General features: G+C 46.0%; 20 protein-coding genes and 1 riboswitch. Of the genes, 12 read left to right on the forward strand and 8 right to left on the reverse strand.

What is annotated here, in order from left to right; all coding sequences use genetic code 11:
• Positions 1 to 38: 38 nt before the first annotated feature.
• The 7 genes from aroKB to ACO0KY_RS01760 all read left to right on the forward strand — a co-directional run bounded on the left by aroKB (position 39) and on the right by ACO0KY_RS01760 (position 8901).
• The gene (gene aroKB / locus ACO0KY_RS01730) at positions 39 to 1691 is read left to right on the forward strand and encodes a bifunctional shikimate kinase/3-dehydroquinate synthase AroKB (RefSeq protein ID WP_423043701.1); all 1653 of its coding nucleotides are present in this window, start codon (positions 39 to 41) and stop codon (positions 1689 to 1691) included.
• Between the two features lie 2 nt (positions 1692 to 1693).
• Complete coding sequence (locus ACO0KY_RS01735; protein ID WP_423043703.1) at positions 1694 to 2848, forward strand: deoxyguanosinetriphosphate triphosphohydrolase; 1155 nt, start codon at positions 1694 to 1696, stop codon at positions 2846 to 2848.
• 114 nt (positions 2849 to 2962) lie between these two features.
• Positions 2963 to 3619 carry a DUF4197 domain-containing protein gene (locus ACO0KY_RS01740; protein ID WP_423044145.1) on the forward strand — a complete coding sequence of 219 codons (657 nt, stop codon included), beginning with the start codon at positions 2963 to 2965 and terminating at the stop codon, positions 3617 to 3619.
• Between the two features lie 321 nt (positions 3620 to 3940).
• Complete coding sequence (locus ACO0KY_RS01745; RefSeq protein ID WP_423043705.1) at positions 3941 to 5098, forward strand: ABC transporter substrate-binding protein; 1158 nt, start codon at positions 3941 to 3943, stop codon at positions 5096 to 5098.
• A 199-nt stretch (positions 5099 to 5297) separates the two neighbouring features.
• On the forward strand, positions 5298 to 6188 hold the full coding sequence (locus ACO0KY_RS01750) for a branched-chain amino acid ABC transporter permease (RefSeq protein ID WP_186911185.1): 891 nt from the start codon (positions 5298 to 5300) through the stop codon (positions 6186 to 6188).
• 10 nt (positions 6189 to 6198) lie between these two features.
• Positions 6199 to 8163: an ABC transporter permease subunit gene (locus ACO0KY_RS01755; RefSeq protein ID WP_423043707.1), complete on the forward strand. Its 1965-nt coding sequence runs from the start codon at positions 6199 to 6201 to the stop codon at positions 8161 to 8163.
• Positions 8164 to 8172: 9 nt separating this feature from the next.
• A complete protein-coding gene (locus ACO0KY_RS01760) occupies positions 8173 to 8901 on the forward strand; it encodes an ABC transporter ATP-binding protein (RefSeq protein WP_423043709.1) in 729 nt (242 codons plus the stop codon).
• Positions 8902 to 8954: 53 nt separating this feature from the next.
• Here the strand turns inward: ACO0KY_RS01760 and ACO0KY_RS01765 are convergent, their stop codons facing one another.
• The 8 genes from ACO0KY_RS01765 to ACO0KY_RS01800 all read right to left on the reverse strand — a co-directional run bounded on the left by ACO0KY_RS01765 (position 8955) and on the right by ACO0KY_RS01800 (position 15690).
• Positions 8955 to 10049, reverse strand: a complete 1095-nt coding sequence (locus tag ACO0KY_RS01765) for an enoyl-CoA hydratase/isomerase family protein (RefSeq protein ID WP_423043711.1) — start codon at positions 10047 to 10049, stop codon at positions 8955 to 8957.
• 163 nt (positions 10050 to 10212) lie between these two features.
• The gene (gene hpf, locus ACO0KY_RS01770; protein WP_186911181.1) at positions 10213 to 10557 is read right to left on the reverse strand and encodes a ribosome hibernation-promoting factor, HPF/YfiA family; all 345 of its coding nucleotides are present in this window, start codon (positions 10555 to 10557) and stop codon (positions 10213 to 10215) included.
• A gap of 109 nt (positions 10558 to 10666) precedes the next feature.
• Entirely contained in the window at positions 10667 to 12151 is a 1485-nt protein-coding gene (locus tag ACO0KY_RS01775) for an RNA polymerase factor sigma-54 (protein WP_423043713.1), read from the reverse strand.
• Positions 12152 to 12162: 11 nt separating this feature from the next.
• Positions 12163 to 12927, reverse strand: coding sequence for an LPS export ABC transporter ATP-binding protein (gene lptB / locus ACO0KY_RS01780; RefSeq protein ID WP_423043715.1), 765 nt, complete (start codon positions 12925 to 12927; stop codon positions 12163 to 12165).
• Between the two features lies 1 nt (position 12928).
• Positions 12929 to 13552 carry a lipopolysaccharide transport periplasmic protein LptA gene (gene lptA, locus ACO0KY_RS01785; protein ID WP_423043717.1) on the reverse strand — a complete coding sequence of 208 codons (624 nt, stop codon included), beginning with the start codon at positions 13550 to 13552 and terminating at the stop codon, positions 12929 to 12931.
• Positions 13542 to 14165: an LPS export ABC transporter periplasmic protein LptC gene (gene lptC, locus ACO0KY_RS01790; RefSeq protein ID WP_423043719.1), complete on the reverse strand. Its 624-nt coding sequence runs from the start codon at positions 14163 to 14165 to the stop codon at positions 13542 to 13544. Before lptC ends, lptA begins: the two co-directional genes overlap by 11 nt.
• Complete coding sequence (locus ACO0KY_RS01795) at positions 14162 to 14686, reverse strand: KdsC family phosphatase (protein WP_423043722.1); 525 nt, start codon at positions 14684 to 14686, stop codon at positions 14162 to 14164. Before ACO0KY_RS01795 ends, lptC begins: the two co-directional genes overlap by 4 nt.
• Positions 14686 to 15690, reverse strand: a complete 1005-nt coding sequence (locus tag ACO0KY_RS01800; protein ID WP_423043724.1) for a KpsF/GutQ family sugar-phosphate isomerase — start codon at positions 15688 to 15690, stop codon at positions 14686 to 14688. The genes ACO0KY_RS01795 and ACO0KY_RS01800 overlap by 1 nt, the downstream gene beginning before the upstream one ends.
• A 221-nt stretch (positions 15691 to 15911) precedes the next feature.
• On the opposite strand from ACO0KY_RS01800, the gene ACO0KY_RS01805 reads away from it, so the two are divergent.
• The 5 genes from ACO0KY_RS01805 to metF all read left to right on the forward strand — a co-directional run bounded on the left by ACO0KY_RS01805 (position 15912) and on the right by metF (position 21559).
• A complete protein-coding gene (locus tag ACO0KY_RS01805) occupies positions 15912 to 17894 on the forward strand; it encodes a cation:proton antiporter (protein WP_423043726.1) in 1983 nt (660 codons plus the stop codon).
• 33 nt (positions 17895 to 17927) lie between these two features.
• The gene (locus ACO0KY_RS01810; protein WP_186911173.1) at positions 17928 to 18470 is read left to right on the forward strand and encodes an adenine phosphoribosyltransferase; all 543 of its coding nucleotides are present in this window, start codon (positions 17928 to 17930) and stop codon (positions 18468 to 18470) included.
• A 252-nt stretch (positions 18471 to 18722) separates the two neighbouring features.
• A riboswitch (S-adenosyl-L-homocysteine riboswitch) is annotated at positions 18723 to 18871 on the forward strand.
• A 39-nt stretch (positions 18872 to 18910) separates the two neighbouring features.
• A complete protein-coding gene (gene ahcY / locus ACO0KY_RS01815; RefSeq protein WP_423043728.1) occupies positions 18911 to 20320 on the forward strand; it encodes an adenosylhomocysteinase in 1410 nt (469 codons plus the stop codon).
• A gap of 70 nt (positions 20321 to 20390) precedes the next feature.
• Positions 20391 to 20732, forward strand: coding sequence for a phage holin family protein (locus ACO0KY_RS01820; RefSeq protein ID WP_186911171.1), 342 nt, complete (start codon positions 20391 to 20393; stop codon positions 20730 to 20732).
• Positions 20732 to 21559, forward strand: a complete 828-nt coding sequence (gene metF, locus ACO0KY_RS01825) for a methylenetetrahydrofolate reductase [NAD(P)H] (RefSeq protein ID WP_423043731.1) — start codon at positions 20732 to 20734, stop codon at positions 21557 to 21559. The genes ACO0KY_RS01820 and metF overlap by 1 nt, the downstream gene beginning before the upstream one ends.
• Positions 21560 to 21808 lie beyond the last annotated feature (249 nt).

Below are 21808 nucleotides of genomic sequence, written 5' to 3' on the forward strand. Positions count from 1 at the left end.
TGTCCAGGCGCTGAATTTAATTTGCCCGGGAAATTGCGATGTCTGGCAATATTTTCTTAGTAGGTCTTATGGGGTCCGGCAAGACGACAGTCGGTCGGGCCCTGGCAAGAAAACTGAACAAGCGTTTTATTGATTCTGATCACGAGATTGAGGCACGAACCGGTGTCTCAATTCCTGTGATTTTTGAGATAGAAGGTGAAGCTAGTTTTCGTCAACGCGAAGCGGATGTCATCCGCGATTTAACTGCCCAAAGTGGAATTGTTTTGGCGACTGGTGGCGGAGCCGTATTAAATCCTGACAGTCTGCGTTACCTGCACGAACGTGGTACTGTAATCTATCTACGTGCTGGTATTAACAGTATCTTGCAACGTACTCGGAACGATAAAAATCGTCCGTTGTTGCGCACTGCCGATCCGCGTAAAAAGCTGGAAGAATTAGAGGCGCAGCGTCATCCTCTTTATCAGCAGGCGGCTCATTTAATTATTGAGACTGGCCGTCCAAACGTACAGCATCTGGTACAAAGTATCCTCGAAAAATTACCGAAAACCCATGTGGAAACATATTTTCAAGCTCATGAATCTGGCATGCACTCTGTAGAAAACGGCAATATACAGGTTTTGAACCTTCATCTCGGGGAACGTAGCTACTCGATTTCTATTGGCCAGGAGCTACTAAGTAATGCGACTTTGTTAGCCGAAAAAATCCGTGGCCAACATGTTGTGATTGTTACTAATACGGTGGTTGCACCCCTATATCTGGAACGCTTGGAAGCGCAGTTTAAGTCACTGGGTAAAGCTTGTAGTGCGGTCATTTTGCCAGATGGTGAAGTGCATAAAAATTGGGAGCATCTGAATCTGATTTTTGATCATTTGTTGGCCAATAAGTGCGACCGTAAAACTACTTTGATTGCCTTGGGTGGTGGTGTGATCGGTGATATGACGGGATTTGCCGCTGCAACCTACATGCGTGGAATTCCATTTATTCAAATTCCTACAACCTTATTATCGCAGGTGGATTCTTCGGTTGGCGGTAAAACTGGCATCAATCATCCTCTGGGCAAAAATATGATCGGTGCGTTTTACCAGCCGCAATCTGTGATAGCGGATACGTCGACATTGAATACTTTACCGGATGAGGAGTTGTCAGCAGGACTAGCAGAAGTCATCAAACATGGCGCAATCATTGATATTGGATTTTTTCAGTGGTTAGAGCAAAATATGTCCAGATTGCGTGCCAAAGATCCTGACGCTCTTGCCTACGTCATAGCACGCTCTTGTGAGATCAAAGCCAACGTCGTGCAACAAGATGAACGTGAAGGTGGTTTGCGTGCGATTCTCAATTTTGGACACACGTTTGGTCACGCGATTGAAGCAGGCTTAGGCTTCGGTACCTGGTTGCATGGAGCTGCTGTCGGTTGTGGTATGGTGATGGCTGCGGAGTTATCGTTCCGTCTTGGTTATATTGATTTCGTCAGTAAGACACGGATAAAGCAATTGATTGCAGATGCTGGTTTACCGGTCATTGCGCCTGACCTTGGTGAGCAACGCTGGCTAGACTTGATGGAAGTCGATAAGAAAAATGAGGGTGGGCAAATCAAATTTATTCTGCTTAAGCCGTTAGGAACAGCAATAATAACTAGTGTACCGGAAGCAGTTTTATTAGAAACTTTACGTCACTGCATTTTAGAATAGCGATGATCTTTAGCGACCACCATTTAGCACCATATGCCGCCCAATCTGCAACTTCGCGAGGGCGGCTTTTTATTGAGCCAACGTCTAGTTCGCGTAGTGAATTTCAGCGTGATCGCGATAGAATTATTCACTGTTCAGCATTTCGACGATTAGAGTACAAGACGCAGGTTTTTGTAAATCATGAAGGAGACTTGTTTCGTACCCGTTTGACGCATAGTTTAGAGGTCGCACAAATTGGGCGTTCCATCGCGAGAAACTTACGTTTGAATGAAGACTTGGTGGAAGCTATTGCCCTCGCACATGATCTTGGTCATACGCCGTTCGGTCACGCCGGACAAGATGCGCTCAATGCATGTATGCAACCATACGGTGGCTTTGAACATAATCTGCAAAGCCTGCGTATAGTCGATAAGCTCGAAGAGCGCTATGCCGCATTTGATGGTCTCAATCTTTGCTTTGAAACCCGCGAGGGCATACTCAAACACTGTTCTGTCAATAATGCAGAAACTTTAGGCGACCTTGGGAAACGTTTCATTCAGAAGACACAACCCGGACTAGAAGCGCAATTGACCAATCTGGCTGACGAAATTGCGTACAACAACCATGACATTGATGACGGTCTGCGCTCGGGTTTGATTACCGAAAAGCAATTGCTAGAGGTCGATTTCTTTGCCCGGCATAGAGCGGAGGTCGAAGCCGCCTACCCGGGGTTGTCCGGGCGCCGGGCTATTTCGGAAACAATTCGCCGCATGATTAATACCTTGATCACTGATCTGATTAAGACCTCCTCGGCGGGCATCCAAGAGCACGCTCCACAATCAGTCGATGATGTGCGAAGCATGGGGAAAATGATTGGTTTCTCAGATGCGCAATTTCAAGAAGCAAAAGTTCTGAAACACTTTTTACATCAACATCTGTACCGGCATTACCAAGTGAACCGCATGATGTCTAAAGCGCGGCGGATTATTCATGAATTATTCGATGCATTAATGACAGAGCCGAATTTATTACCACCAGATTATCAAATAAAAGCGGCGGAAGATGAGCAGAAAAAGGTCCTGATGCAAGCTCGAAAAATTGCTGATTACATTGCTGGCATGACGGATCGCTATGCCATTCGTGAACATCGGCGACTGTTTTCAATTGATGAAATTTGAGACCAAAACTTCGCTCTTGATTCATCCCTTATTTAATTTAATTTTTCTTCGGAGATTGTTATGAAATTTCAACGCTCAATTCCTCTTTCTTTTTCTCGTCGCGCAGTAGCTTGTATGTTAGTCGGGGTGGCAATATCTGCGCATGCCTTGTCCTTGAACGATTTGAGCAACCAGGATGCTAGTGCTGGCCTGAAAGGGGCGTTGGATAAAGGTTCGGCTGTAGCCGTGAGCAAGCTTGGTGTGGAAAATGGATTCCTGAATAATGATAAGGTAAAAATTCAACTCCCGTCCGTGCTGGAAAAAGCTATGCCAATTTTGAAGATGACAGGGAAAGGCCAACAACTCGATGAATTAGTCGTTTCTATGAATCGTGCCGCTGAAGCAGCAGTGCCTATGGCAAAACCCTTGTTGGTTAATGCCGTCAAATCGATGAGTCTGACTGACGCAAAAAATATTTTGACCGGTGGCGAAACTTCGGTGACTGATTTCTTTAAACAGAAAACGGCAGCGCCATTGTCGGTTAAATTTTTGCCACTGGTGAAAGGCGTCACTGATAAAGCGGGCTTATCGTCAAAATACAATGCGGTGATGGGGCAAGCACAAAAATTTGGCGTCGTTCCGGAACAAGAGGCGACCGTTGAGGGTTATGTCACACAAAAAGCCCTGGATGGTTTGTTTTTGATGATAGGCGAAGAAGAAAAAGAAATCCGGCGTGATCCAGTTGGTGCTGGTAGTGCTGCGATCAGTAAAGTATTTAGTTTGCTGAAGTAAATGAAAAAATTGTGTTGCGCTGGCTGAAAAGGCTAGCGCAACACATATCAAAAGCCATCAAAAAAAGCATTTTTTCCTGCGGTTTTGCACTGACCGTAGCGCGCCAAGTAAGCTCTTGCAACAAGGAATACTTGCTACGTAGTTTTACTTAAGTAGATAATGTTGCAACGCAGTATCAATTTTTCTGGTAAGTTATCGCACAAGCACAGCGCATTTGAAATGATAAAGATTATTTCACCAGCCTATTTTTTGACTGGAACTCTGCTGTTTGCCCTACAATAAATCAACAAAATGATTCACATTAAAATATCGGAGATCAACATGTCATACAAAATGAAAACACTGATTGCGACCGCGTTAGTTGGCTGGTCGATGGTTGGTATTGCTGCTGAACCTATCAAGATTGGTGTATCAGGCCCCTTAACAGGTGGATCTGCACCTATGGGTGTTTCCATGCGCGATGGTGTCAAGCTAGCGGTGGCCGAAATCAATGCTAAGGGTGGCGTGTTGGGACGACAGTTACAGATCGTCGAACGTGATGATGAAGCAAAAAATGAACGTGGTGTGCAAGTCGCGCAAGAACTGATTAACAAGGAACGTGTTGTAGCGACGGTAGGATACGCCAATACCGGTGTAGCAATTGCGTCTCAGCGTTTCTATCAAACTGCAAAAATTCCTGTGATGAATAATGTGGCAACAGGCTCTATTGTCACGAAACAGTTTGTCGCACCTGAGTTCACTGAAAATTATATTTTCCGTAACGCTGCGAACGACACTTTGCAGTCAGCGATGATTGTTGATGAAGCAATCGTCAAGAATAAATTTACCAAAGTAGCGATTCTGGCTGACTCCACAAACTACGGTCAACTCGGACGTGAAGATCTGGAAAGAACTTTAAGCGCAAAAGGGATTAAACCCGTCGCCGTCGAAAAATTTAATATCAAAGATGTCGATATGACAGCGCAATTGCTCAAAGCTAAGCAAGCGGGCGCTCAAGCCATCCTCACTTATGGTATCGGCCCAGAATTGGCGCAGATCGCTAATGGTATGGAAAAACTGGGTTGGAAAGTCCCGATGATCGGCAGCTGGACTTTGTCGATGGGTAACTTCCTTGATAACGCAGGTAAAAATGGCAATGGTGCAACCATGCCACAAACCTTTATCCAAGATCCAAATACACCAAAACGTAAAGCCTTCATCGAGGCCTACCAAAAAACCTACAAAATTGATCGTATTCCCTCACCAGTTTCTGCAGCACAAGGATATGACTCGATTTATCTCTTGGCAGCAGCAATGAAGCAGGCGGGTACGACGGATGGACCAAAAGTACGCGAAGCTTTAGAGAACCTGAGTGAAAAAGTTGATGGCGTTGTGATGACTTACAACAAACCATTTACCCACGATGATCACGAAGCGATTAAAGCCGGCGTGCCAGTGATGGGCGAAGCGAAAGACGGTCATATTGTCCTGTCAAAATAAGATATTGCTGGGTAGTTGATGCATGCAAAGTATTTCTGAGTAATACCGGAACCAGGCTGAAAACGAATCGTCGTTTTTATCGCCTGGTTCATTTTTATTTATCCCGCAACCGCACTGTTTTGACGCTTGTAAGACCTGGTTTGGAAGTAGCCTTACCGGGTGAGGTTCGACGCTGTGCGCTCCATTAAGGCATTGAAAAATGGAAATCTTATTACAACTCGTGTTCAGTGGCATTGCCCTTGGCATGATTTACGCTGTTATTGCTTTCGGCTATCAATTGACCTTTGCCACCTCCGGCACCCTTAATTTCGGACAGGGGGAGTCGCTGATGTTAGGCGCGCTGGTTGGTTTGAGTCTGGTAGGTAGTATTCATGGCGGCCCGTATATGAATTACTGGTTGATGATACCGCTGGTGATTCTGTTTGGCGGTTTACAAGGGATGGTGGTGGAGTGGATCGCCGTACGCCCGTCGATCAAAATCAAATCAGAATTTGGCTGGATTATGTCCACCATCGCTTTGGCAATCATTTTTAAAAATGTCGCAGAAAATATCTGGGGCAAAGATGATTTGACCTTCCCTTCGCCCTTGTCGGCGCAACCGTTCCAAATTTTTGGTGCGAATGTACAACCTATGCAAATCGTGGTCATTGTTGGTGCCTTAGCGATTATGTTAGCGGTTGAATTATTTAATCGTAAATCGATTTATGGAAAAGCAGTCGTAGCAACATCGAATGACCGAGATGCTGCAGGTTTAATGGGTATCAATACAAGCATGGTCATTACGTTTTCATATGCACTGTCATCAGCGACTGCCGCGTTTGCAGGGGTGCTGGTGGCACCTTTGACACTGACTGGTGCGACAATGGGTTCTTCGTTGGGTTTAAAAGCGTTTGCTGTGGCGATTATTGGTGGATTGACTTCCGGTGTTGGTGCCATTGTCGGTGGCTTGATTTTAGGTATTGCTGAGACGCTGACCGGTTTCTACGTTTCTACAGGTTACAAAGAAGTACCTGGTCTGGTTTTGTTATTGCTGGTATTAGCGATAAAACCAGCAGGTTTGTTTGGTAAAACCGCGATCAAGAAAGTATAAGGAAGAAGCCATGAATATAAAGTCCTTAGCGGTTTCTGTTGTCGGTATCGCTGCGCTGGGTTTGTTCCCCGTCTTTATGCACAATCCGTATTATTTGCATCTGGCAGAGACAATTTTAATTTACGCGATTTTGTTGTTTGGTCTCGATATTGTAGTTGGTTATACCGGTCAGGTATCGTTAGGTCATGCTGGATTGTTTGGCATTGGTTCCTACACGACAGGAGTGTTGTTTCTTAAGTTAGGGATGCCAATTTTGCTCGCGCTACCAGCCAGTATCGTGGTTGCGGCTTTGTTTGGTGCGGTCATGGCCTTACCTGCCTTACGAGTTACCGGGCCGTATCTGGCGATGGTGACTTTAGCGTTCGGTACGATTACGCAAATCCTGATCAATGAAATGAGCTTCTTAACCGAAGGTCCGATGGGCATACAAATCACTAAGCCAGTGTGGTTTGGTCAAAAAATGACTGAGGTAGGTTTTTACTATCTGGTGGCGGTGATGATGGTGTTGGCCCTTATCGTTGTGCACAGGGTATTGAGTTCGCATTTAGGTCGGGCATTTCAGGCGCTGCGTGATAGTCCGATTGCTTCAGACTGTATGGGTGTTTCTGTCTATCGTTACAAGGTATATGCGTTCGTCATTAGTGCAGCCTTGGCAGGTTTAGCAGGTAGTTTATACGCGTATTCTGAACAATATATTTCACCGAATACCTACAATTTTGAACTGACGATTTTGTTTCTGTTAGCGGTGATCATGGGCGGGCGTAAGAGCCGGATTGGTTCGTTACTCGGTGCTTTTATTGTCGTGATGCTGCCTTCATTGTTGGCGGATATTGACTTGTTCCGTCAGATTTCTACTGGTGCCGCAGTGATTGCAGTGATAGGCGCAATCGTGGCTTTGGTTCAGAAGCGCAAAACAGGACGTGAGCTGGTGGTGCCGGTTGTAGCAACTGTAGGCATGGCTTTGTTTTCTTATAAGCTGGAAAATATTACGGACTGGCGCTTGACCATCTTTGGTTTGATGACCTTGTTTGTTGTCTACTATTTGCAAGATGGGATTGTTGGGTTTGTTAGTGCAATGTTTGGTAAAGGTCCACGCCATCTCATCGCAAATGCCGACGCGGATAAAATTGGTGACAGTCTGGCGATCGCTAAAGCGGGTGGTGACAGTAGTGGAGTATTACTTAATGCACGTCAGTTATTAATGCAATTTGGTGGTTTAAAAGCCCTGAACCATGTTGACTTGCAAATTGCCAGAGGAACAGTGCATGGGTTGATCGGGCCAAATGGTTCTGGCAAAAGCACGATGATGAATGTACTGACTGGGATTTATAAACCTACCGATGGTGCAGTCGAATTTAGCGGTAAGGTAATTTCAGGCACAACGCCTTCTGCAATCGCCTTAGGTGGAGTTGCTCGTACTTTCCAAAACGTGCAGTTGTTTGGTGAAATGACAGCGACTGAAAACGTACTGGTTGGTTTGCATAGTACTTTCCGTAGCAACGTGTTTGATGCGATGGCGCATACGCCACGGTACTTGCGTGAAGAGCGTGCTGCGCGTGAACGTGCAGCCAGTATTTTGCACTTTGTAGGCTTATCCGATCTGGCGAATGAAGAGGCGCGCAACCTGCCATATGGCAAACAGCGTTTGTTAGAAATCGGTCGTGCTCTTGGTTTGAATCCACAATTGTTGTTGCTGGATGAGCCTGCTGCCGGTTTGACTGCACCCGATATCAAAGAGCTCATCGCTATTATTCGTAAAATCCGTGAGCATGGGATCACGATTATTCTGATCGAACATCATATGGATGTTGTGATGTCCTTATGCGATGTCGTTACCGTACTTGATTTTGGTCAGAAGATTTGTGAAGGTAAGCCAGCTGATGTACAAGCGGATCCCAAGGTCATTGAAGCGTACCTGGGCGGTAGTGTGAGTGAAGAACTGAGCGGCGCGGCACATCCCGTGGCAGCGGTGTAAGGAGAACCTATGTTAACGATTTCAAATTTACACGCTGCGTACGGTAAGGTGCAGGTATTGCATGGTATTTCTTTGGAAGTCCCAAAAGGAAAAGTGGTAACGTTGATCGGTTCAAATGGCGCTGGTAAAACAACGACCATGCGAGCAATTTCTGGCATGTTGAAACCGAAGGAGGGCACAGTGAGTCTAGCTGGTAATGATATCACCGGACTTGATTCACATAAAATTGCGCGTGCTGGATTAGCTCACTCACCTGAAGGTCGGCGCGTGTTTGCGACGATGACGGTGAAAGACAATTTGCTGTTAGGCGCTTTCCCACGCTTTACCGGCTCGCGTAACCGCGGCGATATTGATACCGATCTGCAAAAGGCGATGGAGCTGTTCCCACGCTTACGCGAACGTCGTGATCAACTGGCTGGCACCTTATCTGGCGGTGAGCAACAAATGCTGGCGATGGCGCGTGCCGTGATGTTAAATCCGGAAGTTATTTTGCTGGATGAGCCGTCGATGGGGCTGGCGCCGATCTTGGTGGATGAAGTGTTCCGTATCATCCAACGTCTGAAGCATGAGGGCATGACAATGCTGTTGGTTGAGCAATTTGCGGCTGCGGCGTTAGCCGTCGCAGATTATGGCTATGTCTTAGAAAATGGCAAAATTTCTGTGCATGGTCCGGCCGCTAGTCTGCAAAATGATCCTGCGGTCAAGGCTGCGTACCTTGGTGGTAATTCGCAGCATTAAGTTTAGAGCAGTGCAAAATGTAGGGTGGGTTGCATCCGCCCTACATGAGTCAATTATCCATTCAAAGAGCGCAGAGGATGGGCATATGCTGGCCATACTTCGTTGAAAAAACCTGCCACCATGTCTTCACTGACCTCAGACAAGTGCGCTGGTGACCATTTGGGTTGATTGTCTTTGTCAACTACCAAGGCACGTACCCCTTCGAGTACTTCGCCGTGTTTAAAGCAATGCCGGACCATATTTCTCTCCATGCGCAGGCAATCAGACACGGACATGCTGGCGCTGCGGCGAAGTTGTTCGAGAGTCACACACATCAGTAACGGTGAGCGCTTTTCCATGGTGGCCAGTGTGCTTTGGGCAAATACACTGTTATTCTTTTTGAGTGCCTCAGCAATATTTATCAAGCTATTGCCAGAAAATAGCGCGTCAATTTCAGTGCGTTGCACTGCCAGTTTGCTTTGCGCTGGTTCAGCTTGTGTCGCGTAAGGGCGGGCGAAATCGTGAATTGCTTTGCGCAAATCGGATGTATCGCTATTGCTCAATAATTCCATTAAGCCAGAAATTTCGCTGGTTGGAATAAATACATCTGCCAAACCAGCATATAGCGCATCAGCAGCACCGATAATTTCGCCAGTTAAACCCAGATAAGTACCGATTTGTCCTGGCGTACGTGACAGGAAATAACCACCGCCAACGTCTGGAAATAAGCCAATATTCACTTCTGGCATTGCCATCTTGGTACGCTCAGTCACGATGCGTAAGCAACTGTCAGGACCCGCTTGTGCAATCCCCATGCCGCCGCCCATCACCACGCCGTTCATCAGCGCAATATACGGTTTTGGATAGAAATGAATTAAATGGTTTAATGCGTATTCTTCGGTAAAAAAATCTTCCAGCAATGCGCTGTCGCCTGTCGGAGTGGATGTTCCGACATCATAAAAAAAGCGAATGTCACCACCAGCACACAAGGCTTTTTCGCTGCTGCTATGAATAAACACTGCACGGATATCGTTATTATCACGCCATTTCAATAAGGCAGTCGTGATACTTCTTACCATGTCCAATGATAGGGAATTGAGTGCTTTGGGGCGATCTAATGTAATGAAGCCGATTTGATTTTTGACAGAAGTGACAACGTATTCGCTCATAGGGATACCAATAAATTGATCGTGGTAAAACTGGTATTTTATGCTGCTGCGCGCTTGCCGTCACGGTCTTTAGTACGGATTGAGTGATGTGTGGGATAGCAATAAAAAAGGACGCCAGATAGCGTCCTTGTTTTAGTGACCCTGAATGAGCAGGGGTTGGCGATTATGCCGATGCCGGATCTGGCATGTGTTTAATTGCATCGTGGTGATGTTCTTGAATCTTGTCTTTGTGTTTGATCACTTGACGATCCAGTTTGTCTACCAGTGCATCAATGGCTGCATACAAATCATGCGCCAGACTTTCTACATGGATATCTTTACCGCTGATGTGCAGATTGATATCCGCCTTGTGGCGTTTGTCTTTCTCGCGGAGCTTGTCAACCGTCAGGATGACGGCAATATCAATGACTTGATCGAAGTGTCGCCGGACTCTTTCCAGCTTGGTGTGTACGTATTCGCGGATTGCAGGAGTTACTTCGACGTGATGTCCACTGATGGTGAGATTCATACTGTGCTCCTATGGTAATGTTGCTTGCTATTACGATGCGCTCATTTCATCGGAAGTGTCTTGAGCTAAATCATATATAGCAATTTAAACCGGAATTACAAGGACTTTGTTACAAACATTTACGCATACTGACGGGTGGAATTTTCAGAGCTTCGCGGTATTTGGCGACTGTACGTCGGGCAATTACCATACCCTGTTCACCCAGCATTTCTGCGATTTTACTGTCAGAGAGTGGGCTTTTCTGGTCTTCTGCTCCTATTAACTGCTTGATAAGTGCTCGTATCGCGGTGGACGATGCTTCCCCCCCGGTTTCCGTCGCGACATGGCTGCCGAAAAAATACTTTAACTCAAACATGCCATGTGGGGTCAACATGTATTTTTGGGTCGTAACACGGGAAATAGTACTCTCGTGTAATCCTAGTGTATCAGCTATTTCGCGCAAAACAAGGGGGCGCATTGCGACCGCGCCATGCGTGAAAAAGTTACGCTGTCTTTCTACTATCGCTTGTGCAACGCGCAAAATTGTCTCAAAGCGCTGCCGCATATTTTTGATGAGCCAGCGTGCTTCTTGTAGTTGCGCACCAAGTCCGTTCTCTCCTCGATGTTGCCGCATCAGATTGGCGTACATACTGCTGACGCGCAGCTTGGGCATCACATCTTGATTGAGCGAAACTTGCCAGCCATGCACAGTTTTTTTAACGATAACGTCGGGCACAACATAGTCAGAACTGCTCTTGGCAAATGCATACCCTGGTCTAGGGTGACATGCGCGTATGACAATTTGTGCTTCGCGCAAATCCTCGTCATCGCAATCAAAGATTTTTTTTAATTTCGTGAAATCTCTTTGTGCAAATAAATTTAATTGTTTTTCAACAATAGCTAATGCCAGACGTCGTGTGACAAAAGGGATTTGGGGTAAACGTTTTATCTGTATTGCAAGACATTCGGCAGCACTTCTGGCACCGACCCCTGACGGATCAAAGCTTTGTACCATCGATAACGCGAATGATAATTCTTCTGGCTCTACACTGAGTTCTATCGGTAAGCTGGAATGTATTTCATCCAGTGTCTCTGAAAGGTAACCATTATCGTCAATTGCATCGATAATCAGTTCTACTAATGCCAGGTCGCGTGGTTCGCGCAGGCTCAGACGCATTTGCTCCAGCAAGTGCTCTCGGAGGCAGATATGAGCGGCTTCTAGTTGCCGGTAACCATCATCATCTTCAGCGCTGTGCTGACCTGCTGGCGCGTCGTTGAAGCTCCATTCTTCTTCGTTGGCGCTGACACTGTCATTGGGTACAATTTCGCTGTCTGATGGTGTTTCTTCAGCGCTATTGGTATTTTCTCTGGCGCTAGAAGTTTCCATGCCGGCATCAGGTGTGTTACTTGATGTATTGATAGCACCATCTGCGAGTAGACGTAGAGCATTGTCCATAGGATCGTCTACGCGTTCCAGCAAGGGATTTTCTATGAGTAGTGTCTCTAATTCCTGATGCAACTCCAGCGTCGACAATTGCAATAATCTGATCGACTGTTGCAATTGCGGCGTTAATGCCAGATGTTGGGAAGTACGTAGTTGCAGGCTTTGTTTCATGATGCTTTCCGTCACATGCGGAAATGCTCTCCCAGATAAACCCGACGCACTGATTCGTTCTCAATGATGTCATCAGGCTTACCGCTGGCCAATACCGCACCCTGATTGATGATGTAGGCGTGGTCACAAATACCTAATGTCTCGCGAACGTTGTGATCGGTAATCAATACCCCTATGCCACGCTCTTTCAGGAATCGTACGATACGTTGTATCTCAATCACGGCAATGGGATCAACACCAGCGAATGGTTCGTCTAGTAATACGAAGCGGGGATTAGTTGCCAATGCGCGGGCGATTTCGACGCGTCGTCGTTCACCACCAGATAATGACAGCGCCTGGCTTTCGCGAATTTTTTCAATTTGTAAATCCACCAGCAAAGCATCCAGACGCCGATCAATTTTCTGCTTTGAAAGATATTTTTTATTTTTATCTTTCTGCAATTCCAAAACAGCACGAATATTTTCTTCCACCGTCAGCTTTCTGAATACCGATGCTTCTTGCGGTAAATAGGATAAACCTAAGACCGCGCGTTGATGTATAGGTAAACCTGAAATAGCCACGCCATCGATACTGATTTGTCCGCCATCTGATGGCACCAAGCCAACGATCATGTAAAACGAAGTCGTTTTACCGGCACCATTGGGACCGAGCAAACCAACCACCTCGCCACTTTTTACCGATAAAGAAACATCTCTGACAACTTGTCGTGCGCCATAGCGCTTTTGCAAACCTTTGACGACCAGAATGCTATTTTTTTCTGAAGTGTTGGCTGGCATCTTAATTTGTCTGTTTATTAATTTTTGGTTGTATCGTCAGTTTGATTCTGCCACCGCCAGAAACTACCGAGCCATTACTTGTGTTGGTGCCAACGAAGACATCGTTTTTGCTGTCGTAAGAAAGAAATTCGCCCTCTTGTTCATCTGTAACCTTTTTGCCGTCTAGGTAACGCACTTTTGCTTTAGAGATGAATTTGACGAACTCTGTTTTTTCGTCGTATTCCGCACGATCTGCCTCACCTTCAACCCAGAGATCCGGGCCACCATCACGTTTCTGACGGAATCTGACTTTTCCACCTGATTTACTATACAGATTAACGTGTTGAAAATCTTCAGGGGTTTTAGTTGCGACTGCGCGTTCGGATTTCACAATTAACGTGCCCTTGGTAATAACAACGTCACCAGTTGCAGTGGTAATGTTAGTTTTACCATCACTCACCAGGTGTTCGGCTTCGATGACCATTTCTTTTTGGCTGTCGGCTTTTTCCGCATAAGCCGGCAATAAAAACGTTGTCGTCATGCCGAGCAGTAAGATTGAACTCATTATTTGATGAGAGCAAAAGAGAGGCAGGCGCATTTTTTTCTTTCTAAATTTTGTCTGATATGTTGTGGTTTCAGCTACCACGTTTTTTTAAACGTGCATGTACTTTGCTTAATAACTCCAATTGCTGAGTCGAGTTATTGGCTATCATGCCTATCGCGTGAGCTTCCATACCATTGGTAAATAGGGTGACTGGGTGATCCGATGTCACCAGATCGTTATCTGGTATCAACATCAGGTAATTAGTTTCCAGTCGCATAAAATTTGAATTAAGTCCCTCCGGACGTTCCACACTGACTTTGTCATACAAGTGCACAATATCGTGTTCACGTTTAGGATTGACGGCTTCAGATTTTTGATCGACGACAGCACGCTCAGCAATGATGGTCACTGGCATGCGGGTACTGTCAAAACTATTAATATGCGGATGAGTAATTTCGTACTGATCCGTGCGTGGCAGATGAATTAAGCGATCGCCGGTCAAGTGATAATTTGCTTTGCTACTATTTGACAAGCGGATGAAGTTGAAATGCTCAACGTAATAATCAGGTTCAAGTCTTATCGACGATTTTCGTGCATCGTCTTCTCCGCGTTGACGAAATGCGTTTTCGACCCAGAAGCTTCCAAGCGCAATAAGACCTAGCGCAACAACGGCTATCCAGATACGTGCCCGGTCTATAGTAATCTGTGGTTTCATGCCAAATATTCGGCTAAAGCCAGTTCGTATTTATTTTGTGCTTTTAAAATAAAATCACATACCTCTCGCACCGCACCTTTGCCACCCATTGCGCTCGTAACGTAGTCGACCCGAGAGCGTACTTCAGCGTGTCCGTTGGGAACGCTGGCGGCAAAACCCACTCTGCTTAATACGGGTAGGTCAATAACGTCATCACCAATAAATCCACATTCGTTGCCAGCAAGATTGAGTTCTGCGAGCAATTCCATAAAAGCCGATTTTTTGTCATGAATACCTTGACGCACATGCGTGATTCCAAGATCAGACGCGCGCTTTAAAACGATCGCCGAACTACGCGCACTAATGATCGCTGTTGCTATGCCAGCGTTTTGCAATAAACGAATACCTTGACCGTCGAGCACGTTGAACGTTTTTAACGCTTCGCCATCAGAGCCAAAATGCAGGCTGCCGTCAGTCAGAATGCCATCAACATCAAATATCATTAGTTTAATCCGTGCTGCTTTTTGAATCGTGTCCCTCATTAAATCACCTTCGCTCTGGTCAGATCATGAATATGTAATGCACCGACTAATTTTCCTTGTTCGTCAGTGACCAACAATTGATTGATGCGATGAGTTTCCATGACTTCGACTGCTTCTACCGCTAACTGATCAGCACGGATGCTGCGCGGATTGGTGTGCATGACATCGCCAATACTGATTTGCGTGAAATCACATACGCCTTCCATCATGCGACGTAAATCACCGTCGGTGAATACGCCAACGATATTGCGTTCAGTATCAACCACAGCGGTCATCGCCATACCTTTTTTGGTGATTTCTAGCAATGCTGATGTGAGTTTGGTATCGGGACTGACGCTTGGAATGGCGTCGCCTGTACGCATGACGTCTTTGACATAGGTCAGTAAGCGCCTGCCCAAAGCTCCTCCTGGATGCGAGCGGGCAAAATCTTCTTCACGAAATCCACGCGCATCCAACACTGCAACGGCGAGCGCATCACCCAACGCTAAGGTGACTGTGGTGCTGGCAGTAGGGGCGAGGTTTAATGGGCAAGCTTCTTTGTCGACCTGCAAGCTTAAATGCACGTCAGCGATCTTGGCTAAACTCGAAGCAGGATTGCCAGTTAACGAAATCAGTTTCACGCCTAAGCGTTTGATGATGGGCAAAATTGACATCAACTCTGCCGCTTCGCCTGAGTATGAAATAGCAATAAAAACGTCTTGCGAAGTAATCATCCCCAGGTCGCCGTGTGCAGCTTCGGCAGGGTGCACAAAGAATGAAGGGGTGCCAGTCGAAGCAAACGTCGCCGCGATTTTGCGTGCAATGTGACCAGATTTGCCGATGCCAGAGACAACTACGCGACCTTTACAAGAGAGCAGCATACGCACCGCATGCGCAAAACCGGCAGCATCTTCGTTCTGGAGTCGCGCCTGCAAAGCAATTAAAGCGTCTGCTTCAATTTGCAAAGTCTCAGATGCCAATTCAACAGCACGTCGTGCCGCATCATCGATGACTACGTCAGACATGGTCTGAGTGTCTTTTGGTTGGGATGCATTGAAATCGTTCATCCCGATAGTATAAACGAAATCTATAAAGCAAAAACTTTGCCAGATGTAACGAAGTTATTACACAGGGGAAAAATCTGAGATTGAAATTATGTTCTGAGTACGAATGTGGTTCAAATTAAGTGTAAATTTAGCATAGGAAAACGACAGTTGATTCACGTAAATCGGCAATAATGTCAGTTATGAACGCTCTTGATATCACTTTAGCTTTGTTAGCCGCCGCCGTACTCGGTGTGGTGGCTTTTCGCATGTTGCAATTGCCACCGATTTTAGGTTATTTGACCGTTGGTATTTTGATTGGCCCATTCGGTCTTAAAGTCGCAGAAGATGGTGTGGTTACCCATGAGTTGGCTGAATTTGGCGTGGTTTTTCTGATGTTCTCTATCGGACTGGAATTTTCTCTGGCAAAGCTCATGGCAATGCGAAGAGCTGTGTTCGGACTTGGTTTGGCGCAGGTATTTGTGACAGTCGTTGTCAGTATGTTGGCTGCATGGGCAGCGTCTACATGGTTACCTCAGTTTTTCCGGATAGGTTGGGAGGCTTCATTTGCTTTAGGTGGCGCGCTGGCAATGTCTTCCACGGCAATTGTCTCGAAAATGCTCACAGAACGCCTCGAATTAGAAAGCTTGCATGGACGTCAGATTATCAGCGTTTTGTTATTTCAGGATCTGGCGGTAGTACCTCTATTGATTCTTGTACCAGCACTGGCGTCTCATTCCGGCGATATTTTGCAAACCTTGGGCTGGGCAGGAGCTAAGGCGATATTGGCTTTGCTGATCTTATTGTTCATTGGACAAAAGATCATGCGTACCTGGTTCAAAATTGTAGTCAAACGGCGTTCGCAAGAATTATTCATGCTCAATCTGTTGTTTGTCACCTTGGGCGCCGCGTGGCTCACAGAGAAAGCAGGTTTATCCATGGCGCTCGGTGCTTTTGTTGCAGGTATGTTGATTTCAGAGACGGAATACCGGCATCAGGTGGAAGAAGATATCAAACCGTTTCGTGACGTGTTACTGGGATTATTCTTCATCACAATAGGTATGATGCTGAATTTAGGAGTGGTGTTAAGTAATATCTGGATGGTGTTATTGTTGTTTATCGTGCCCATATTGCTTAAATTAGTACTAATCACTGGTTTAGCAAAAGTCTTTGGTAACTCGACCAGCGTGTCTTTACGCACTGGTCTTGCATTGGCGCAAGCTGGTGAATTTGGCTTTGTTTTACTGAGTCAGACTGGTGATTTGCATTTGATTGATCCTAACTTAATGCAAATTATTTTGGCAGCGATGGTCTTGTCTATGCTTGCATCGCCATTTATTTTGGCAAAATCGGATGCAATAGTGATGAAGTTCTCTGCCAATGAGTGGATGATGCAATCTCTTGCACTGACGCAGATCGCAGCACGGACAATGACCGCCAAAAAGCACGTGATCATTGCGGGTTTTGGACGTAGCGGCCAAAGTCTGGCGCGTCTGCTGACTGAAGAAAAAATTGACTACCACGCACTAGATCTGGATCCAGATCGCGTGCAGGAAGCGCAAATTGCTGGTGATAATGTGTCGTATGGCGATGCTGCGCGACGTGAAAGCCTGATGGCCGCCGGGATTAATCGTGCCGCAGCGTTAGTCGTCACCTACACAAGTACTGCGTCGGCATTGAAAATTTTGCATTTCGTTACTGAGATGAACCCAAGTTTGCCAGTGATTGTTCGTAGCCATGATGATAGCGATCTGGACAAACTGAAGGCGGCCGGGGCGACAGAAGTGGTGCCTGAGCTCATGGAAGGCAGTCTGATGCTGGCTTCTCATGCTCTGGTTTTGCTCGGGGTTCCATTGCGACGTGTGGTGCATCGGGTACAAGCGGCACGCGATGCACGTTATGAGTCCTTACGCGGTTTCTTCCACGGTATTAGTGATGCGACCGATAGTCCTGAACATATGCAAATTCGTTTGCATACTGTCGTTTTGAGCAATAAATCTCAGTTTATCGGAAAACTATTGCCCGAATTACGCTTGTCCGAACTGGACGTAGATGTACAGGCAATCCGGCGTGGCAAGAATCGGGTTGAGTTAACAAATTCCCTTATCTTGCAGGTCGGTGATGTATTAGTTTTGCGCGGTACATCAGAAGCAGTCGCTAGAGCAGAGGCGCGGCTGTTAAAATAGCGGGTTATTTTTAAAATTGAAGGACATCTGGCGATGTTAAATCCATCCGAATACATTAAACAACATATCCGCACCGTGCCAAACTGGCCGCAAGAAGGTGTGATGTTCCGTGATATCACTCCCTTGTTGCAGAATCCTAAGGTATTTCGCGTCTTGATCGATATGTTTGTACATCGCTATATGGATGAAAAAATAGATGTCGTCGCGGGTCTGGACGCGCGTGGATTCATTATCGGTTCGGTATTGGCTTATGAATTGAATTTGGGTTTTGTGCCTATTCGCAAAAAAGGCAAATTACCTTTCCACACTGTTTCCGAACAATACGAACTTGAATACGGTAGTGCAACGGTGGAACTGCATGCCGATGCTTGCAAAGCAGGGGATCGCGTGGTGTTGATCGATGATCTGATTGCAACTGGTGGCACCATGATGGCAGGTAAGAAATTGCTAGAGCGTTTGGGCGCAACGGTGGTTGAAGGCGCAGTGATTGTCGACTTGCCAGAATTAGGCGGTTCTAAAATCATCAAGGACAGTGGTTTGCCTTTGTTCACTGTATGTAATTTCGAAGGGCATTAATTTCACCTGAGAATTCTTTCTCACAGATCAAAATACCTGACCAGGAGTCAGGTATTTTTTTATCTAAGAGGTAACTACTGAATCGAGATTTAATCATGACGCTGTCTTTTTCTATTTGTAATGACAAAATGCAATTGAAGGTCTTCATGCTTTTACTGGTGAATGAACGCAATTGTTGACGTTGATTAAAACATCGTTGAGGGGCTCAAATCAGAGGCATGCAAAAATGCAGAAGCTGCGCTATACTTCAAGCCTTCCAAGGAGCGTTGCGACGAGAATCACTTTCTCGCCAGGCTTGGAGTTAAAGGCGTTTGTCGGGTGTTTTGGTTTCTTTTTATCAATTTTGATGTGAAGAATGAGAATATTTCCGGTTTCGCTTGCCACAACTGCGCTCACGTTACTTTTTTCAATTGAAAGGAGGGCGTGAGAACGCCACCATCATGACTACCCAAACATCCCATCAAGATTACCTCGTTGCCGACATTAGTCTCGCCGGCTGGGGCCGTAAGGAAATTCAGATTGCTGAAACAGAAATGCCAGGTTTAATGGCAATTCGTGAAGAATTTGCTGCCAGCCAACCGTTAAAAGGTGCGCGCATCACTGGTTCTTTGCACATGACGATCCAGACCGCCGTACTGATCGAAACACTCAATGCATTAGGTGCACAGGTTCGTTGGGCTTCATGCAATATTTACTCTACACAAGATCACGCCGCTGCAGCAATCGCAGCAGGCGGCACGCCAGTGTTCGCGTTCAAAGGTGAAAACCTCGACGAATACTGGGAATTCACACACCGTATTTTTGAATGGACCGACGGTGGCTACTCCAACATGATCCTCGATGACGGCGGCGACGCGACACTGTTGCTGCATCTCGGTACTCGCGCTGAAAAAGATATTTCTGTACTCGATAATCCAGGTTCAGAAGAAGAAATCTGCCTGTTTAATGCGATCAAATCCCATTTGAAAAATGAGCCAGATTGGTATTCCAAACGTCTCGCTGCAATCAAAGGCGTAACAGAAGAAACAACCACAGGCGTGCATCGTTTGTATCAAATGCACAAAGAAGGCAAACTCGCTTTCCCGGCGATTAACGTCAATGATTCAGTCACAAAATCGAAGTTCGATAATCTGTACGGCTGTCGTGAGTCGCTGGTTGATGGTATTAAGCGTGCGACTGACGTGATGATCGCTGGTAAAGTGGCCGTGATTGCAGGCTATGGTGACGTCGGTAAAGGTTGCGCGCAAGCGATGCGTGCTTTGTCAGCACAAGTATGGGTCACAGAAATTGATCCTATTTGCGCATTACAAGCGGCGATGGAAGGTTACCGTGTTGTGACGATGGAATACGCTGCTGAGTTTGGCGATATTTTTGTGACGACAACGGGTAACTATCACGTCATCAGCCACGCGCATATGGTGAAGATGAAGAACCAGGCGATCGTTTGCAATATCGGTCACTTCGACAATGAAATCGACGTTGCATCCCTGAAAAAATACACATGGGAAAACATTAAGCCACAAGTTGATCACGTCGTTTTCCCAGATGGTAAACGCATTATTTTGCTTGCCGAAGGTCGTCTGGTGAATTTGGGATGTGGTACTGGCCATCCGTCGTACGTGATGAGTTCTTCATTTGCTAATCAAACCATTGCGCAAATTGAGTTATTCTTGAACAACGATAAATATCCAGTTGGCGTATACACTTTGCCTAAGCATCTGGATGAAAAAGTCGCGCGTCTGCAGTTAAAAACACTCAACGCGCAATTGAGTGTTTTGACAGACGAGCAGGCAGCGTATATCGGCGTTACCAAAGAAGGTCCATACAAGCCTGAGCACTACCGTTACTAAGTAACATAACTCCTCGTTTCACCAAGCGTGACGAGGAGTTTTTTATATCTCATTTACGTCTGGAGTGTTCATGCGTTTGCTAGCAACCTGGTTAATCAATGCTCTCGCCTTATTGGCGATCCCTTATTTGATGCATTCGGTATCGATTGATAGTTTTGGAACTGCTTTGTTAGTCGCGGTGGTTTTGGGTTTGGTCAATGCGGTATTGCGTCCAGTGCTGGTGTTGCTGACCTTACCTGCCACCTTAATTACGATGGGTTTATTTATCTTTGTGATCAATGGTCTGTTGTTCTGGGCGGTTGCCAGTATGGTGGATGGTTTCCATGTTGCTGGGTTTTGGGCGGCGGTTGGCGGTGCGTTGTTGTATAGCGTGATTTCCTGGACACTTTCGACACTTATTTTGCAAAAATAATGAAACCGCATAATTTCAGTATAGAATTTTTCCCCCCGAAAACGGTTGAGGGAACAGAGAAGTTGCGTGTTACCCGTGCCAAATTAGCGACGCTGAATCCTAAATATTTTTCAGTAACTTTTGGCGCTGGCGGCACAACACAGCAGGGCACTTTAGATACCGTCGTCGAAATCCGTCGTGAAGGTTTTGATGCTGCGCCACATTTGTCTTGCGTTGGTGGAACACGTGAATCTATCCGGACCATTTTGCGCGAGTACCAAGCGCATGATATTCGTCGCTTAGTGGCTTTGCGTGGCGATTTGCCGAGTGGTTATGGGATGGGCGGTGAATTTCGCTATGCGGCTGAATTGGTTGAATTTATTCGTGCTGAAACGGGTAACTGGTTTCATATTGAAGTCGCCGCTTATCCAGAAATGCACCCTCAGGCGCGTTCGCCACAAGATGATCTCAGCAATTTTGTTCGCAAAATAAATGCTGGTGCCGATGCCGCAATCACCCAGTATTTTTATAACGCGGATGCATATTTCCGTTTTGTTGAAGAAGCGCAAAAATTGGGTGTAACTGCACCGATCGTTGCTGGAATTATGCCAATTACCAATAGTAGCCAGCTACAACGTTTCTCGGAAATGTGTGGTGCAGAGATTCCTCGCTGGATAAGACTCAAACTCAATAGTTATGGCGATGATAATGCGTCGATCAAAGCGTTCGGACTCGATGTTGTGACCAGTATGTGTGAACGATTGTTACAAGGTGGTGCGCCAGGATTGCATTTTTACTCTCTCAACCAAGCTGCTGCAACCACTGCGATCTGGGGACGTTTAGTGTAATTGTCTACATTTTGATCTTCAGATACGAAGGTTCCAGACTGATTTTTTCACGGATAGAAAGGTTTTTCTATCCGTTTTTATTTTTAATTTGTACTCTTTCAGCAGTTGTTTATCCCAGCATTTTTGTTGTTGTTTTCTTGGTCGGAACTGAAATAAGCCTGTTACTTGCCTGCGCTTATGGCTAATATGGTGTTACATCCTCTTACAGGGATAAGCAGTGAAGTACTGACCGGAATGAGGATTTTCCGG

Origin of the sequence: Undibacterium sp. Dicai25W (assembly GCF_049340505.1) — a bacterium.
GTDB lineage: Bacteria > Pseudomonadota > Gammaproteobacteria > Burkholderiales > Burkholderiaceae_D > Undibacterium > Undibacterium jejuense.

Bases quoted from the DNA above. Each gene is read 5' to 3' on its own strand.
- aroKB (WP_423043701.1), top strand. From the start codon at position 39: ATGTCTGGCAATATTTTCTTAGTAGGTCTTATGGGGTCCGGCAAGACG.
- ACO0KY_RS01735 (WP_423043703.1), top strand. From the start codon at position 1,694: ATGATCTTTAGCGACCACCATTTAGCACCATATGCCGCCCAATCTGCA.
- ACO0KY_RS01740 (WP_423044145.1), top strand. From the start codon at position 2,963: ATGTTAGTCGGGGTGGCAATATCTGCGCATGCCTTGTCCTTGAACGAT.
- ACO0KY_RS01745 (WP_423043705.1), top strand. From the start codon at position 3,941: ATGTCATACAAAATGAAAACACTGATTGCGACCGCGTTAGTTGGCTGG.
- ACO0KY_RS01750 (WP_186911185.1), top strand. From the start codon at position 5,298: ATGGAAATCTTATTACAACTCGTGTTCAGTGGCATTGCCCTTGGCATG.
- ACO0KY_RS01755 (WP_423043707.1), top strand. From the start codon at position 6,199: ATGAATATAAAGTCCTTAGCGGTTTCTGTTGTCGGTATCGCTGCGCTG.
- ACO0KY_RS01760 (WP_423043709.1), top strand. From the start codon at position 8,173: ATGTTAACGATTTCAAATTTACACGCTGCGTACGGTAAGGTGCAGGTA.
- ACO0KY_RS01765 (WP_423043711.1), bottom strand. From the start codon at position 10,049: ATGAGCGAATACGTTGTCACTTCTGTCAAAAATCAAATCGGCTTCATT.
- hpf (WP_186911181.1), bottom strand. From the start codon at position 10,557: ATGAATCTCACCATCAGTGGACATCACGTCGAAGTAACTCCTGCAATC.
- ACO0KY_RS01775 (WP_423043713.1), bottom strand. From the start codon at position 12,151: ATGAAACAAAGCCTGCAACTACGTACTTCCCAACATCTGGCATTAACG.
- lptB (WP_423043715.1), bottom strand. From the start codon at position 12,927: ATGCCAGCCAACACTTCAGAAAAAAATAGCATTCTGGTCGTCAAAGGT.
- lptC (WP_423043719.1), bottom strand. From the start codon at position 14,165: ATGAAACCACAGATTACTATAGACCGGGCACGTATCTGGATAGCCGTT.
- ACO0KY_RS01795 (WP_423043722.1), bottom strand. From the start codon at position 14,686: ATGAGGGACACGATTCAAAAAGCAGCACGGATTAAACTAATGATATTT.
- ACO0KY_RS01800 (WP_423043724.1), bottom strand. From the start codon at position 15,690: ATGTCTGACGTAGTCATCGATGATGCGGCACGACGTGCTGTTGAATTG.
- ACO0KY_RS01805 (WP_423043726.1), top strand. From the start codon at position 15,912: ATGAACGCTCTTGATATCACTTTAGCTTTGTTAGCCGCCGCCGTACTC.
- ACO0KY_RS01810 (WP_186911173.1), top strand. From the start codon at position 17,928: ATGTTAAATCCATCCGAATACATTAAACAACATATCCGCACCGTGCCA.
- ahcY (WP_423043728.1), top strand. From the start codon at position 18,911: ATGACTACCCAAACATCCCATCAAGATTACCTCGTTGCCGACATTAGT.
- ACO0KY_RS01820 (WP_186911171.1), top strand. From the start codon at position 20,391: ATGCGTTTGCTAGCAACCTGGTTAATCAATGCTCTCGCCTTATTGGCG.
- metF (WP_423043731.1), top strand. From the start codon at position 20,732: ATGAAACCGCATAATTTCAGTATAGAATTTTTCCCCCCGAAAACGGTT.